This is a genomic window from Mesoflavibacter zeaxanthinifaciens subsp. sabulilitoris (genome assembly GCF_014191595.1).
GTDB classification, from domain to species: Bacteria; Bacteroidota; Bacteroidia; order Flavobacteriales; family Flavobacteriaceae; genus Mesoflavibacter; species Mesoflavibacter zeaxanthinifaciens.
Genome location: NZ_JACHWV010000007.1, coordinates 114,237 through 127,140, shown reverse-complemented (window position 1 = coordinate 127,140; position 12,904 = coordinate 114,237). Strand labels below are relative to the sequence as shown.

General features: G+C 30.8%; 14 protein-coding genes. 7 read left to right on the top strand and 7 right to left on the bottom strand.

The genetic code is table 11. From position 1 onward, the window contains the following. The first annotated feature begins 7 nt into the window (after positions 1 to 7). From FHS04_RS11645 to FHS04_RS11615, 7 genes are all read left to right on the top strand, one after another. Positions 8 to 844 (top strand): universal stress protein, encoded by an 837-nt coding sequence (locus tag FHS04_RS11645; RefSeq protein ID WP_027879829.1) that lies wholly within the window; start codon positions 8 to 10, stop codon positions 842 to 844. Between the two features lie 119 nt (positions 845 to 963). Continuing rightward, positions 964 to 1,803, top strand: coding sequence for a universal stress protein (locus tag FHS04_RS11640; RefSeq protein ID WP_106678535.1), 840 nt, complete (start codon positions 964 to 966; stop codon positions 1,801 to 1,803). A 3-nt stretch (positions 1,804 to 1,806) separates the two neighbouring features. Further along, positions 1,807 to 2,649, top strand: a complete 843-nt coding sequence (locus FHS04_RS11635) for an ATP cone domain-containing protein (protein ID WP_106678537.1) — start codon at positions 1,807 to 1,809, stop codon at positions 2,647 to 2,649. A 3-nt stretch (positions 2,650 to 2,652) separates the two neighbouring features. Further along, on the top strand, positions 2,653 to 4,026 hold the full coding sequence (locus tag FHS04_RS11630; RefSeq protein WP_106678539.1) for an MBL fold metallo-hydrolase RNA specificity domain-containing protein: 1,374 nt from the start codon (positions 2,653 to 2,655) through the stop codon (positions 4,024 to 4,026). A gap of 89 nt (positions 4,027 to 4,115) precedes the next feature. Continuing rightward, positions 4,116 to 4,553: a hypothetical protein gene (locus FHS04_RS11625; protein WP_027879825.1), complete on the top strand. Its 438-nt coding sequence runs from the start codon at positions 4,116 to 4,118 to the stop codon at positions 4,551 to 4,553. A gap of 4 nt (positions 4,554 to 4,557) precedes the next feature. After that, positions 4,558 to 5,196 (top strand): hypothetical protein, encoded by a 639-nt coding sequence (locus FHS04_RS11620; RefSeq protein ID WP_106678541.1) that lies wholly within the window; start codon positions 4,558 to 4,560, stop codon positions 5,194 to 5,196. A 1-nt stretch (position 5,197) separates the two neighbouring features. Continuing rightward, on the top strand, positions 5,198 to 5,929 hold the full coding sequence (locus FHS04_RS11615; protein WP_106678543.1) for a sulfite exporter TauE/SafE family protein: 732 nt from the start codon (positions 5,198 to 5,200) through the stop codon (positions 5,927 to 5,929). Here the strand turns inward: FHS04_RS11615 and FHS04_RS11610 are convergent. From FHS04_RS11610 to ccoN, 7 genes are all read right to left on the bottom strand, one after another. Further along, the gene (locus tag FHS04_RS11610) at positions 5,926 to 6,756 is read right to left on the bottom strand and encodes a universal stress protein (RefSeq protein ID WP_106678545.1); all 831 of its coding nucleotides are present in this window, start codon (positions 6,754 to 6,756) and stop codon (positions 5,926 to 5,928) included. The genes FHS04_RS11615 and FHS04_RS11610 overlap by 4 nt on opposite strands. Positions 6,757 to 6,821: 65 nt before the next feature. After that, positions 6,822 to 7,523 (bottom strand): sulfite exporter TauE/SafE family protein, encoded by a 702-nt coding sequence (locus tag FHS04_RS11605; RefSeq protein WP_106678547.1) that lies wholly within the window; start codon positions 7,521 to 7,523, stop codon positions 6,822 to 6,824. Between the two features lies 1 nt (position 7,524). Further along, a complete protein-coding gene (locus FHS04_RS11600) occupies positions 7,525 to 7,971 on the bottom strand; it encodes a FixH family protein (RefSeq protein WP_106678549.1) in 447 nt (148 codons plus the stop codon). A gap of 146 nt (positions 7,972 to 8,117) precedes the next feature. Then, positions 8,118 to 9,539 carry a cytochrome c oxidase accessory protein CcoG gene (gene ccoG, locus FHS04_RS11595; protein WP_106678551.1) on the bottom strand — a complete coding sequence of 474 codons (1,422 nt, stop codon included), beginning with the start codon at positions 9,537 to 9,539 and terminating at the stop codon, positions 8,118 to 8,120. Between the two features lie 12 nt (positions 9,540 to 9,551). Continuing rightward, complete coding sequence (locus FHS04_RS11590) at positions 9,552 to 10,520, bottom strand: cbb3-type cytochrome c oxidase N-terminal domain-containing protein (protein ID WP_106678554.1); 969 nt, start codon at positions 10,518 to 10,520, stop codon at positions 9,552 to 9,554. Beyond that, a complete protein-coding gene (locus tag FHS04_RS11585) occupies positions 10,517 to 10,708 on the bottom strand; it encodes a cytochrome c oxidase subunit IV (RefSeq protein ID WP_027879818.1) in 192 nt (63 codons plus the stop codon). The genes FHS04_RS11590 and FHS04_RS11585 overlap by 4 nt, the downstream gene beginning before the upstream one ends. 6 nt (positions 10,709 to 10,714) lie before the next feature. Continuing rightward, complete coding sequence (gene ccoN, locus FHS04_RS11580; RefSeq protein ID WP_106678556.1) at positions 10,715 to 12,904, bottom strand: cytochrome-c oxidase, cbb3-type subunit I; 2,190 nt, start codon at positions 12,902 to 12,904, stop codon at positions 10,715 to 10,717.

Genomic DNA, 12,904 nt, shown 5'->3' with positions numbered 1-12,904 from the left:
ACAAAAAATGAAAAAAATAATTGTACCAGTAGATTTCTCAGAACATTCTAATTACGCTTTAGAAGCTGCATCAATATTAGCAAAAAAATATAATGCAGAAATCTTAGCATTGCACATGTTAGAAATCTCTGAAACTATATTAACAAAAGGAGAAACAGCTTTACAAGACGAAACTGTTTTCTTTATAAAACTAGCAGAAAAAAAGTTTAATGAATTTTTAGAGCAAGACTTTTTAGAAGGTATTAACGTAACACCAATAGTTAAACATTTTAAAGTATTTAGCGAAGTAAATGATGTTGCTAAAGAGCAAAATGCAGATATGATTGTTATGGGATCTCATGGTAGTAGTGGCTTAAAAGAAATATTTGTTGGATCCAACACAGAAAAAGTAGTTAGACATGCAGATATACCTGTACTTGTAATAAAAAACAAACCGACTACTTTAAGTTTTGATAATGTAGTATTTGCTTCAGATTTTACAGAAAAAAGTGTTACACCTTATTTAAATGCTACTAAGCTATTTAAAACTTTAGGTTCTAAACTACACTTGCTATATGTAAATACACCAGGTGACAATTTTAACAGCTCTCAAGAAATAGAACAGACAGTAGCAGACTTTTTAACTAAAGCAGATGGCGACTTAAGTCAATTAGATAATGTAAAATATGTAGCAGATTACACAGTAGAAAAAGGTGTTTTAAACTTTGCTAATGTATCTGGCGCAGATGCTATTGCTATAGCTACACATGGTCGTACAGGGTTTACACATTTCTTATCTGGAAGTATTTCAGAAGATATTGCTAACCACTCGTCTTTGCCTGTTATAACTTTTAAAATCAAGTAAGTAAATTTAAAATAATTTTAAAAAGCCAGCTTTTTAGCTGGCTTTTTTATTTCCTAACAGTTATCATGTTTTATTATGAAAATTTAAACTAACTTTAAGTAAATCAAAAACTTAAGACTATGAAACACATTTTAATTCCTTTAGATTTTTCAGATAACTCTTGGGCTGGATTAGTATACGCTGTCAAACTATATAAAGATGACTTATGTACATTTCATCTTTTACATACAGAAGTTTTAGATCCAGAAACACTTTCTACTTTAAATGAAGTTTATATAGAAAACATAATGAAATTGGGTAACGACCAACTCAATCAATTTAAAGAACAAATTGAAAGTAGTGATCCTAATGCTAATCATGAGTTTAAAACTATTATAAAATTTCAGCCTTTAACAAATGCAATAGAAGAAATTACAAAAAAAATCTCTGTTGACTTAGTCATAATGAGTACTAAAGGAATAAACAGTATATTAAATAGTTTGTTTGGTACTAATAGTGTTAATGTTGTAAAAACTCATTTATCTTGCCCAGTTATGATTTTGCCAGAAGATTATGACTATAACCCTATAAAACAAATTGCTTTTTCGACAGATTTAAACCGTTTTTACACTACAGAAGAGTTAACTATATTAAACGATCTAGCTTACGATAATAACGCTGTTTTAAGAATCATACATATAGAAACTAATAAACCATTATCAAGCATACAAGATTATAATTTATCGGTACTTAAGTCAAGCTTACAGGGCTTTAAAACACATTATCATAGTGTACCAAACTTTGACAAAAAAACAGAAGTAATAAATACTTTTATAAAAGATTTAGATATCGATTTATTAGTAATGGTCAATTACAAACATAGCATTTTTGAAAAAATTCTAAATGAGCCTGTGATTAATAAAATTGGTTTTAATCCTCAAATACCATTTTTAGTTATTCCAAATAAAAAAACATCTTAAACAATGAAAAACAAGAGTTTTGATGTCACAAAATCGTCTGGTAAAAAAGTAAGTTTTTCAATAGATAAACTTAAACATTCATTAAAAAAAAGTGGAGCAGATACTAATTTAACTAACCAAATTGCAGATAAAGTTAGAGATGAAATCTATCAAGGTATAAGTACAAAAGAAATATATAATCGTGCATTTGCGCTTTTAAAATCTAAACAAAGTCATATTGCCTCCAAATACAAATTAAAAAAAGCAATCTACGAACTTGGTCCAACAGGCTTTCCTTTTGAGCGCTTTGTTGCTGCAATTTTCAATGCAGAGCAATATAACACTAGTGTTGGCGATGTAGTTTCTGGTATTTGTGTCTCTCATGAAATAGATATTCTTGCCACAAAAAATAACAAAACCCTATTAGTAGAATGCAAATTTCATGGTGAGCAAGGACTAAATTGTAATGTCAAAATTCCGTTATATATATTCTCTAGATACAAAGATGTTCAAGATAAATGGAATGATAATCAAAATAAAACTTCTACTTTATCAGAAGGTTGGGTCGTTACTAATACTAGGTTTACAGAAGACGCTAAAATTTTTGGTAATTGTGTAGGTTTAAAATTACTTAGTTGGGATTACCCTCACAATAATAGTCTTAAACAACGTATAGATAAGTATAAGTTATATCCCATAACAGTTTCTACTTTACTAACAAAAAGAGAAAAACAGTTTTTATTAAATAGAGATATAGTACTTAGTAAAGACTTACTAAATGATTCTTTTTATTTAGACCATTTAGGTGTTTCTACTACCCGAAAAAAAAGAATTTTAAACGAATTTAACTTATTATGTAATTCTTAACAAATGTCCAATACAGCCAAAATAACGTTTTTAGGAGGAGCAAAAACCGTCACTGGATCAAAGTTTTTAATCGAAGCTTATAATACTTCTATAATGATAGATTGCGGCGTTTTTCAGGGATTAAAAGAATTACGCCAAACCAACTGGAATGATTTACCCATTAATGTCAAATCCATAGATACAGTATTACTTACACATGGACATTTAGATCATGTTGGCTATTTACCAAGACTAATCAAACAAGGTTTTACAGGTACAATTATTGGTACTGCACCGACCTTAGCTATAGCCGAAATTATTTTAAAAGACAGTGCTAAAATACATGAAGAAGAAGCTAAAAAAGCCAACAAAGAACAATTTACTAAACATCATCCTGCTTTACCTTTTTATACTATAAAAGACGTAGAAAACACCATTTCTAAATTTGAAGTCCAAACAGAAGCCAAATGGATTAAAATAAATAATCACATTTCGTTTAAATTTAATTACAACGGACATATTATAGGTGCTACTTTTATAGAAATTGATATTGAAGGTAGACGTTTTGTCTTTTCTGGAGACATTGGTCGTACTAATGATTATCTTCTTAAAGACCCTAAAAGACCAAAAGAAGCAGATTATATATTTTTAGAAAGCACCTACGGAAACAAATTACACAGTAAAGAAAATATAGAAATCCTATTAACCACTATCATTACAGAAGTAATCCATAAAAAAGGTAATCTAATCATCCCTAGTTTTGCGGTAGAAAGATTACAAACACTTATGTATATTCTGTTTAAATTATATCAAAAAAACAAAATACCTAATATCCCTATTTTTGTAGATAGTCCAATGGGCAATAATGTTTTAGAAGTTTTTAAACGTTTTCCTAAGTGGCACAAACTATCAGAACAAGACTATCATGCTATGTGTAGACATATCAATATTATTACATCATATGCAGATACCTGGAAAACCATTGACGATCCTAGATCTAAAATTATCATTGCAGGTAGCGGTATGGTTACTGGCGGTCGCGTACTTACCTATTTAAAACAACTCATAGACATCAATACAACAAGTATATTATTAGCTGGTTATCAAGCCGAAGGTACCCGAGGAAGACTTATAAAAGATGGTGCTCATGAAGTGAAATTTTTCGGAAAATACCATAAAGTCAATGCAAAAGTATACAGTATAGACAGTCTGTCAGCACATGCAGATCAATCTGAAATATTAAACTGGCTAAGCGCTATTGAAAACACACCAAAAAAAATATTTTTAATTCATGGTGAAGCAGCTTCTATCGATAATTTAAGGTTAAAAATCAAAGATCAAATGGGTTGGAATACACATATTCCATCTCTTTATGAAAGCTTAGAAATCGATTTATAACCTCTTAAATACATGATAATTATCATTTTTATTTAAAGCATATAAAAGTATCTTAAAGAAATAAATATTAACTCTTAAACAATATAAAAATGAAAACTAACAAAGGAAAACTAGTAGAATGGTTTAGCGCAGAGCGCATGCATGAAATGTCAAAAAATTGGCTATCAGATCTTAATTTTATTAAAGATGAACAATTATTTTTAGAAGAATTAATTACAAATTATACCCAAAAAATTATAAGCAATAACGATTTAGAACGTGCTCAAACTGCAACAACAGCATTATACAGAACCAAACGTGGTAATGAAAAACTAATTAATAACTTAATTAAACACGAACAAGAACTTGAAATTATCGTAAACGGTATTGATGAGCTTGAAGAAGAAAATAAATACAAAAAAGAACACAGAGAATTTACCTCTAAAATAAGTGAGTTTTTTCATGATTATAAAGCTGTGAAATTTGAAATTTTTAGCTTAATTAAAGATTTAATGAAAACAGATAAAATGAAAAATCTTATCAAATAAAATAATGAGACTACTTCTTTTAAATATAATTTTAATACTTCTTTTAAGCTGCGAAAACACAACGCAGCTAAAAGATTATTGGAAAAACCCAGATTTTGAAACCTATAATCCAAAAAAAATACTAGTTATTGGTATGACTAAAGATGATGAAGCTAGACATTTATTTGAATCTCATTTTCAAACACAACTACAATTAAAAGATCTCAAAGTAGACAAAAGTCAAAACATTTTAACTACCGATTATTTAAATAAAAAGCATACTGAAACAGAAATAAATAAAATTGAAGACTCGTTAATCAAACTTAATTACGATACAGTAATTTTTTCTAGAATAGTTGGTGTAAAAAATAAGATTAAATATTCTGAAGAGTATTATAAAACACATACATACAAACACAACTTTAAAGACGACTTTTTAAAATATCAAGACCAGTTTTATAATCCTTCATATTACGAAAATTACAATGTTTATAATGCCGAAACTAGCATATATTGTTTATGTCCTAGTAAAGAACGTACATTAATCTGGAAAGGTTATATAGATATTGTAGATCCTAAAAACATAAATGATAGTATAGAAGATTATATAAAACTACTTATCTTAGTTTTAGAAGAAGAAGCTATAATACCAACACCAAAATAGTATGTTATCTAAATATTTTGGTGTCTTTTTACTCTTAGTCTTACTTGCCGAAATTTTAGGCACTGTTGGTGGTTTTGGCTCGTCAGTATTTTTTGTACCAATTGCTAACTTCTTTTTAGATTTTCAAACTGTTTTGGGTCTTACAGCCTTGTTTCATTTATCTAGTAATGTAGTTAAAATAGCATTCTTTAAAAAAGGAATTGACAAACAAGTTATCCTGTACTTAGGTATACCAGCTGTTATTTTTGTAATTATCGGTGCTTACGTAAGTCAGTTTTTTAACACCAAAATACTTACCTATTTTTTAGGCGGGTTTTTAATTGTACTTAGTCTTATCTTTTTAGTTTTTAAAGAATTAATAATTAAAGCATCCAACAAAAACGCCATTTTAGGAGGTGTTTTATCTGGTTTTAGCGCAGGTTTATTAGGTACAGGCGGAGCAATAAGAGGCATAACACTTTCTGCGTTTAAAATGAATAAAGAAAAATTTATTGCTACTTCTGCAATTATAGATTTAGGAGTAGATTTAAGCAGAAGTGTTGTGTATTACAACAATGGTTACATACAAAAAGACATATTATACCTCATCCCTATTTTACTTGTAATTAGCGTTATTGGAACTTATATTGGTAAAAAAATCCTTAATAAAATATCTCAAGATCAATTTAGAAATTTTGTTTTAATCCTAATCTTAATTATCGGTATCTCTAGCTTTGTAAGTCTTTGGTTTTAATCATGAAGTATAAACAAAGGTATTTTTGCTACTTTACTATGTTTTGTAATTGGAGATCCTTTAAAAAGTCTTTCAAAAAAAGTAGTTTGTTGTATAATAAACACCTCAAAATCAATAATATTTGTCTGTACATAAGTATCTACAACATAATGTAATGGCACATTAGTAATATTGAAATAGCTATAGTCTTCTTCAGAAAAGTTTGAATTTAAAACCTCAACATCTGCCTCTTTAAAGCTATCATTTTCAGTTTCTATAACTCTAAGAACATGAAATTTAGTTTCTTTATTATGTAAAAGACTAGAAATTAAGCTTAATCGTGATTTAGTTAAATGATCTTTTTCGTCTAAAGGAATTAAAACTTCGTTAGGTATTTCAAATTTAAAATCCTTTGGAATAACAAGTGTTGGACATTCAACTTTTCTAATTACATTAAGTGTATGACTACCAAAAACAACCTCATCTGCACCTGTCACACCGTTAGTTCCCATAACGATTAGGTCTATATTTTGAAGCTGTATTAACTGATTGATTGCATCTGTAAACACATCGTAATCTACATGAGAGTTTATAGTATGCTTATCGTTTTTATATGACGTTTTTAAACTGTTTACAAGGTCTTCTAAATCTTCTTGTGGCGACTTTACGATACTTGCATACAAATTATCTGTGCTACTTGTCATCAAATCTGCAGACGTAAATGCAGATGCTTTATGCACGTAAACTAAATGAAACGTTGTCTCATTATTTTCAAATAACTGTAAAGCATAATGAATAGCGTTTTTTGAAGTTTCAGAAAAATCAGTAAGTAACAGAATGTTTTTCATATAAAATAGATTGGCTTTAAGATTTCAATTCAGCATGAAATTCAAAAAATAAAGATAAGAAGAAATTAGTGACAATTAATAGCGCCTTCTACCATTTCTACAACAGGAGCTGGAGAAATATAAGGAATACCAAGACCTAAACCTCTTAAAATAAATAGCGCACCAATAATCACAACAAAAACAGGTATTGCCTTTTGGATGCGTTGTTTGGCTTGTACATTTAAAAATTTACCTAAATAAATAGCGCTAGTCATTAAGGGTATTGTGCCTAATCCAAAAAAGAACATATATAAACTACCTTGCCAAGCTGTACCAGTTGCTATTGCTCCAAAAACTGCCATATAAACTAATCCGCAAGGTAAAAACCCGTTTAAAAAACCAATGGTTAAAAAAGTATCTGCGGTTTTCTTTTTTAAAGCTTCACCCATTTGTTTTTTTACAAAAGCTACCGCTTTGTAAATAGGTTTTACTACAAAGTTTTGTCCTATTTTTTTATACGGAAACACAACAACAACTATCATTAAAACGCCAATAATAATAGAAAGTCGTTGCTGTAAACCAAAAATATATAAACTTTTACCAATTAAACCGAAGATTAAACCAATAATACTATAAGCTAGTAAACGACCAATGTGATAAGCTGTAATTTGAGATATTTTTTTAAAAGAATTACTCCTATCAACAGGCAACATAAAGGCAATAGGACCGCACATTCCTACGCAGTGAAAGCTTCCTAATAAACCAAATATGATAGCCGTAAGTAGCATTTTAATATAAAATTTCTTCTTTATAAAGGTAGTTGTTACCTTTGTAATTCCAATCTATTTTAATGTTCCAACGACCATCTAACAAACGTTTGTCAGGTATGAGCAAATTGTGGTTAGACAGAGAAATTGTGGTTTCAAAGTCCAATTGTTTATTAGATGGTCTATATAGGAACACTTTACCTGAAATATTACTTGGCTCTAAATTTTCAGGAAAACTGATTAGCATGCCTTTTTCTGTTTTTCGCCACTTCAAGTTAGCAGACAGTGTTTTGGCATTTTTTTCTTTATCTATATCGTTTTGATATTTTAATTCTTGTTTATAGTAATCTTCTGTAACTAAATCATGATCTAACTTCTTGTCAGTATTCATATTGATAACAAAGTACATTATAAAGCTAATAAAGCCAATAAATGCAATTACAATTCCGGTTCCCCAATTAAGTTTCATATCTCTAATATTTTTATGGCATTACCTTACGCAAGCTTCAGGTCAGGCTTTCGGTAGTCGCGCTTTACAAGGCGCTCCAACAATACCTCAATCCTTAATGCAAGGTGTACTTGCCATTATTTATTTATTCTTTCAATGTTTATATTTTAGAAACTTCTAGGACCTAAAAAGTTAACCTTAGTTGTTTCTATTAATTTGTCTTTGCTATAAATTTCAATAGTTAATTCGGTCTTATCACCTTTTAATAAACTTTGGTCAAGCTCTATAAATAAAGTTCCTTCTTCTAGACCTTGTTTAGGCACTGTTACTGTATTTTCTGTAGATACTAGTTTTACTGTACCTTTATAACCTTTTAATTTAAAGCTAACGTCTTCAACTGGTTCTGTTGTTTTATTTACCAATTTATAGGTAAATACGTTACTTATTATATTGTTTTCTTTATGCTCGTATAATTGTCCTGGTAACCTTAATACGCGTGCTTCAAGTTCGTTTCTTAATTGAAGCATTGCAATTAAAACACCTATTAAAACTGTTAATACTACAATATAACCTTTAAGCCTTGCTGTAAGCTTAAATGGCTCTTTGTCTTCAATATTAGCTTCGCTTGCATACCTAATAAGTCCTTTTGGTAAGCCAACTTTTTCCATTATGGTATCACACTCGTCAATACAAGCTGTACAGTTAACACATTCTAATTGTGTACCGTTTCTAATATCAATACCTGTAGGACAAACATGTACACATTGAAAACAATCAATACAATCTCCATGTCCTAAAGCTTCTCTGTCTTCATCCTTACGCCATTTTTTGCGTCCATTTTCGCCTTCTCCACGTTTATGGTCATAGGCTACAACAATAGATTTAGTGTCTAAAAGCACACCTTGTAAACGACCGTAAGGACAAGCTATGATACATACCTGCTCTCTAAACCAAGAGAAAACAAAGTAGAAAATACCTGTAAATATTAGTAACGGAATTAATGTACCTAAATGCTCAAACGGACCTTCTTTGATATATCCTAAAAGCTTATCACTACCAATTAAATAAGCTAAAAAGATATTGGCAATTAAAAATGAAATAATTACAAAAACAGTGTGTTTAAGAACTCTTTTTCTTATTTTTTCGCTAGTCCATCCAGATTTTTTAAGTCTTAATTGTTTTCCTCTATCACCATCAATCCAATATTCTATACGTCTAAAAACCATTTCCATAAAAATAGTTTGTGGACAAATCCAACCACAAAAAATACGACCAAAAGCTACAGTAAATAGAGTAATAAAGATAACACCAATAATCATTGAGATTACAAACAGGTGAAAATCTTGTGGCCAAAACGGAAAGCCGAAAATATTAAAACGACGCTCCAAAACATTGAACATTAAAAACTGATTGCCATTTATTTTAATAAATGGTGCTGCAAATAAAAAGGCTAGCAAAAAGTAACTTACGTACTTTCTGTAATCATAAAACTTACCGCTTGGTTTTTTTGGAAAAATCCAAGCGCGTTTTCCTTCTTCGTTTATTGTTGCAATCGAGTCTCTAAAACTCTCGTTGTTTGGAGCTTCCATTTTAACTTATTATTAATCGTTATTTTCTGCTGGAGTAGATGTTTCTACTTCAATAACTTCTGTTTCTATAACTTCTTCTGGCACTTCTACATTATCAACACCTTCTGGTTTCCAAATATCTCCTTCTGGTTCTTTTGGATTTGCTGGTGTTGTACCTTCTAAAGACAATACATAACTAGCTACTTGCGCCATTTCTATTGGTTTTAAATCGTTTTTCCAAGAAATCATTCCTTTTCCAGATCGTCCACCTTCTGAAATGGTATGGAATACATTTTTAATTCCACCTCCTAAAATCCAGTAGTTATCTGTTAGGTTTGGACCAATTCCTCCTCCACCATCTGCCATGTGACAAGCTACACAGTTAGCATTAAAGATTGATTGACCAGCTTTTAAATCGGCAGCATCTGTTAATAACGTTACAGTATTAACATCGACTAAGTTTTTAGCTGTTTTCTTATACTCTTCTATTTCAATTTTAGCTTGTGCATATTCTTTTTCTAATTCTTCTGCTGCAAAATCTGCTGTTCCAATAACATGAAATCTTACTAAGTAAACTGCTGCAAATACAATTGAAATATAGAATGACCATACCCACCATGGTGGTAAGTTATTATCTAACTCTTTAATACCATCGTAATTGTGGTCTAGGATAATTTCATGTTCTTCCTCAATTGGTTTTTGTTTACCTTTTAATTTATCATAAATGTTATTTAAGGCTTTAAATTGAGGCGTTTTTGTTTTACTAGCTAAGTAACGTTCTTTACCAGCTTCATCTAAACTTTGGAAAAGCACGTTTTCTATAGAACCTACTATTCCTTCTATTGCTATAAGTACTAATAAAATTAAAAGTAAGAACAGCATGATAACAGGATACTTTAAAAAAGCTGGCTCGTCTCCTGAATCCACGAAATACTCGATTAATCCGAATATTGTGAAGAATATTACAGGAACTCTTACATATGATGGGAATAAATTTCTCATGATTCTGATTCGTTTTGGTTGTCTAATTCTAATGGTATATTACTTACTTTAGAGATGTAGTCTTTTTTGGCGGTGATTACCCACCAAAAAAGAACTACAAAAAATCCAAAGAATATAAGAAGTGATAATATTGGGTATATCTCTACACCTGCTATTGTCTCTAAATGATTTTTTACAAATTTCAACATGACGTATTAGTTTTGAGCTGTTGTTTCTTCTGTTTGTTCTACTTTAATATCTGTACCCAAACGTTGCAAGTATGCTATTAAAGCTACAATCTCTCTGTCTTTCATTTCTACAAAGTCTGCACCAGCATTTTTCTTACTTGCTTCGTAAGCAGAAGCAAAATCTGGATCGCTGTAAAGGTTTTTCTCTATTTGAGTACCTTGCTCTGTCATTTGAGCTTGAGCATTTGCAATATCTTCGTCCGTGTAAGGCACACCTAAAGATACCATTGCACGCATTTTAGCTTCGGTTTGAGATTTATCAAGCTCGTTATCAATTAACCATTTATAGGCTGGCATGATTGATCCTGATGATGTACTTTGTGGATCATACATATGGTTGAAGTGCCAGTTATCATTATACTTTCCTCCTAATCTATGTAAATCTGGACCTGTACGCTTACTTCCCCAAAGAAATGGATGATCGTAAACAAATTCTCCTGCTTTACTATACTCACCGTAACGCTCAACTTCACTTCTAAATGGACGTACCATTTGAGAGTGGCAACCTACACAACCTTCACGTATATAAATATCTCTACCTTCTAACTCTAACGGTGTATAAGGCTCTACACTACTAATAGTTGGAACATTAGATTTTACCATTATTGTCGGTACAATTTGAATAATACCTCCAATTAAAATTGCGATAGTAGCATAGATAGTTAATCTAATTGGTTTACGCTCTAACCAAGTGTGCCAACCTTCACCTGCAACACGTTTTTTAGATACACGTTGTAATGCTGCTGCTTCAGCAAGTTCGTCTTCAACTTTACTACCTTTAGCAATTGTAACAACAATGTTGTATACTAAGATTAACATTCCTGTAAGGTATAACGTACCTCCTATGGCACGCATCCAGTACATTGGGATAATTTCTGAAACAGTTTCTAAGAAGTTACCATACACTAACGTACCATCTGGATTAAATTGTTTCCACATGCTAGCTTGAGTAAATCCAGCAACATACATTGGTAACGCATACATTATAATACCTAAGGTACCAATCCAGAAATGTAAATTAGCTAATCCTACCGAATGTAATTTAGTTTTAAATAACTTTGGTACTAAATAATAAATCATACCAAAGGTTAAGAAACCATTCCATGCTAAAGCACCAACGTGGACGTGAGCAATAATCCAATCTGTAAAGTGAGCAATTGCATTTACATTTTTAAGAGAAAGCATTGGTCCTTCAAATGTAGCCATACCGTAACCCGTAATAGCAACTACCATAAATTTAAGCACTGGATCTACACGAACTTTATCCCAAGCACCACGAAGTGTTAATAATCCATTAATCATTCCTCCCCAAGAAGGCATTAATAACATTACAGAGAATGTTGTTCCTAAACTTTGAGCCCATTCTGGTAAAGCGGTATATAATAAATGGTGTGGACCAGCCCATATATAAATAAATATTAAAGACCAGAAATGTATAATTGATAATCTATAAGAATATACAGGTCTATTGGCTGCTTTTGGCACAAAATAGTACATTAAACCTAAAAATGGTGTTGTTAAGAAAAATGCTACCGCATTATGACCATACCACCATTGTACCAACGCATCTTGTACACCTGCATAAACTGAGTAACTCTTAAATGCACTAACAGGTAATTCTAAACTGTTAAATATATGTAATACTGCAACAGTAACAAACGTTGCTATGTAAAACCAAATTGCAACGTATAAGTGACGTTGACGACGTTTTAACATAGTACCAATTAAATTAACTCCAAATGCAACCCATATAAGTGCTATTGCAATATCAAATGGCCATTCTAACTCTGCATATTCTTTTGATGTTGAAAACCCTAAAGGCAAAGTAATTGCAGCACCGACAATAATTAATTGCCAGCCCCAAAAGTTTATGTTGCTTAATAAATCGCTAAACATTCTGGCTTTTAATAATCTTTGCGTAGAGTAATAAACACCTGCAAAAATTGCGTTACCCACAAATGCGAAGATAACGGCATTGGTATGTAATGGTCTTAAACGACCAAAACTTAACCATGAAATCCCATCTGTCATATTTGGGAATAAAAACATGAAAGCTAAAATTAGTCCTACTAGCATACCAACTACTCCCCAGAGCATTGTTGCATAGAGAAACTTTTTAACAATCTTGTTATCGTAATAAAATTGTTGCATTTCCAT